The following is a 2,659-nucleotide window of genomic DNA, read 5'->3' as shown; positions in this document are numbered from 1 at the left end:
TGCGAGGCGAATGGCATTATCTTCTCAAAAACGTTTTCTGTGTCACTAGGACAACTGAATGGTTTGACTCGTTTCAGACGAGTTTTTAATAACACTACCCTACTATAAATAGTAAGTGGCGTCCCCAAGGGGATTCGAACCCCTGTTACCGCCGTGAAAGGGCGGTGTCCTAGGCCTCTAGACGATGGGGACACTAAAAAGTGTCACTAGGACAACTGAATGGTTTGACTCGTTTCAGACGAGTTTTTAATAACACTACCCTACTATAAATAGTAAGTGGCGTCCCCAAGGGGATTCGAACCCCTGTTACCGCCGTGAAAGGGCGGTGTCCTAGGCCTCTAGACGATGGGGACGCAGAAATTGCTTTGCAAATCACTGATTTGCTATTTCTAAGTAAGATGAGACCGAGCCTGCGAGGCGAATGGCATTATCTTCTCAAAAACGTTTTCTGTGTCACTAGGACAACTGAATGGTTTGACTCGTTTCAGGCGAGTTTTCTTAATAACACTACCCTACTATAAATAGTAAGTGGCGTCCCCAAGGGGATTCGAACCCCTGTTACCGCCGTGAAAGGGCGGTGTCCTAGGCCTCTAGACGATGGGGACACTAAAAAGTGTCACTAGGACAGTTGATAAGTTTAACTCATATCATGAGGTGCTAAGGTAATACGTTTAATACACATAAAGACTCGAGCTTTAAGTGTTACGCTATTCTCTTGGTAAAACCACGCCTAACTATTTGTTAGATGGCGTCCCCAAGGGGATTCGAACCCCTGTTACCGCCGTGAAAGGGCGGTGTCCTAGGCCTCTAGACGATGGGGACACAGAAAACTGCTACCCTAGGACATGCACAAAGATTTGGTGGAGCTATGCGGGATCGAACCGCAGACCTCTTCGCTGCCAGCGAAGCGCTCTCCCAGCTGAGCTATAGCCCCAAACCTTTTAATACCTAACGTGTTTAACACGTTGTGTATCGCTGAGTGCGGGGCGCATTCTATGCACCCCCCAAAATAAAGTCAACAGTTTTTTATGCCACTTTATTTAAATGGTTTAATTTTCAACAAACTGGCTATCAGACATGCAAAAAAATACAATTTCGACAAAATTTGGCCTGTACTTCATCTCACAGTACTATAAACAGGTTAATTACCTATTTATACCTCGTTGATGAAGTAATAATGTTTAACATAAAAGGTATACATTTATATGCAAATTGAGTTGGGGTTAAAAAAGTACTAAAACCAAGGCTAAACCCCGCATTTAATTGTGTTATTAAAATGCGAGGGCTCTATTCGATAACCTTATTATTAAATGCTCAACCCTTCCCTTTTTAAGTTGCTTGTACACACATATAAAAATTGAAGTGAATTAGGCCGTCGTTAAAAGTGCTAGCAAATAATTCGTGCTGTTTTTAAACACTATGTTCCAGTTTGGGTAATAGGCTCTGTTTTGTTGTCATTGTGCCAAAACCCATGGCGTTAATTAAAGTTTATTCGCACTAATGGCAATACAGATAACTGCTTATGCCCTTTAACGTGTTCGTACCTTTTAAAAAGTACCGTAAAAAGTACCGTATACCAGTTCAATAATTTAAAACCTTATATAGTCATAAATCTTCTTTTTGATAAAACGTCACGCGTACTGTATCAATTTCAACATCGCCTTTTATTAGCTTATTTAAGCAATGCTTTTTATTGTAAGTAAAAATAAGGCAGTCACTTAGTTCAGATTCAGCTGTTAATTTACCCTAACAACTTAAATTTGATGATAAAGTAAACGCCAACCACCCTGCGCTGTTTATAAAACCTTCATTCAGCACATTTTTAGCATTCAAGTGTTGACACATTTGCAACTCTATCTATAATAGCGCCCCACAACAACGCAGCAATGTAATGTTGTTTAGATGTGGGTGATTAGCTCAGTTGGGAGAGCATCGCCCTTACAAGGCGAGGGTCACTGGTTCAAGTCCAGTATCACCCACCACTTTATTAAGTGTACACATCTAAAATTCTATATGAGTTGTTAACTCAGTTAGAAAAGAGAGCGTCACTACTTTTAGTAAAAGAGGGTGAGGTTCACTGGTTTAAGTCCAGTACTATTATTAATAGTAGCGTTTTAATTTTATATGTGGGTGATTAGCTCAGTTGGGAGAGCATCGCCCTTACAAGGCGAGGGTCACTGGTTCAAGTCCAGTATCACCCACCACATATAAAACCTATTATATTAATAGTCGCGTTTTAAAATTGTAATATGGGTCGTTAGATCAGTTACAAGAAAAGAGAGCATCACCGCTTTTTATAAAAGATGGCGAAGTTCACTGGTTAAAGTCCAGTACTACTTACTACAGGTAGTAACATGTAATATGGGTCGTTAGCTCAGTTGGGAGAGCATCGCCCTTACAAGGCGAGGGTCACTGGTTCAAGTCCAGTACGACCCACCATTCTTAGAATGGTGCATATTACACAAATCTAAATGGGTCATTACTCAGTTAGAAAAAAAGAGAGCATTACCGCTACTTCCAAGTAACGGCGAGGTTCACTGGTTAAAGTCCAGTACTATTTATTTTAATAGTAGCGTTTTAATTTATATGTGGGTGATTAGCTCAGTTGGGAGAGCATCGCCCTTACAAGGCGAGGGTCACTGGTTCAAGTCCAGTATCA

The 2,659-nt window shown here is 40.8% G+C and carries 8 tRNA genes; 3 read left to right on the top strand and 5 right to left on the bottom strand.

The window, feature by feature from the left end:
- Positions 1 to 116: 116 nt before the first annotated feature.
- The 5 genes from MSC25_RS17045 to MSC25_RS17025 all read right to left on the bottom strand — a co-directional run bounded on the left by MSC25_RS17045 (position 117) and on the right by MSC25_RS17025 (position 934).
- A tRNA-Glu gene (locus MSC25_RS17045) sits at positions 117 to 192 on the bottom strand.
- Positions 193 to 277: 85 nt separating this feature from the next.
- Positions 278 to 353, bottom strand: a tRNA-Glu gene (locus MSC25_RS17040).
- A 176-nt stretch (positions 354 to 529) separates the two neighbouring features.
- A tRNA-Glu gene (locus MSC25_RS17035) sits at positions 530 to 605 on the bottom strand.
- A gap of 141 nt (positions 606 to 746) precedes the next feature.
- Positions 747 to 822, bottom strand: a tRNA-Glu gene (locus MSC25_RS17030).
- Positions 823 to 858: 36 nt separating this feature from the next.
- Positions 859 to 934: transfer RNA gene (locus MSC25_RS17025), tRNA-Ala, on the bottom strand.
- Positions 935 to 1,906: 972 nt separating this feature from the next.
- Between MSC25_RS17025 and MSC25_RS17020 the strand changes: the two genes are divergently transcribed.
- The 3 genes from MSC25_RS17020 (at position 1,907) to MSC25_RS17010 (ending at position 2,439) form a co-directional block, all read left to right on the top strand.
- Positions 1,907 to 1,982 (top strand) — tRNA-Val (locus MSC25_RS17020).
- Between the two features lie 146 nt (positions 1,983 to 2,128).
- A tRNA-Val gene (locus tag MSC25_RS17015) sits at positions 2,129 to 2,204 on the top strand.
- Between the two features lie 159 nt (positions 2,205 to 2,363).
- Positions 2,364 to 2,439: transfer RNA gene (locus tag MSC25_RS17010), tRNA-Val, on the top strand.
- Positions 2,440 to 2,659: the final 220 nt, after the last annotated feature.

Source organism: Pseudoalteromonas sp. 1CM17D, assembly GCF_023161805.1.
Taxonomy (GTDB): domain Bacteria; phylum Pseudomonadota; class Gammaproteobacteria; order Enterobacterales; family Alteromonadaceae; genus Pseudoalteromonas; species Pseudoalteromonas atlantica.
Note: the sequence above shows the minus strand (reverse complement) of the source record. Positions and strands in the feature narration are given on the sequence as shown.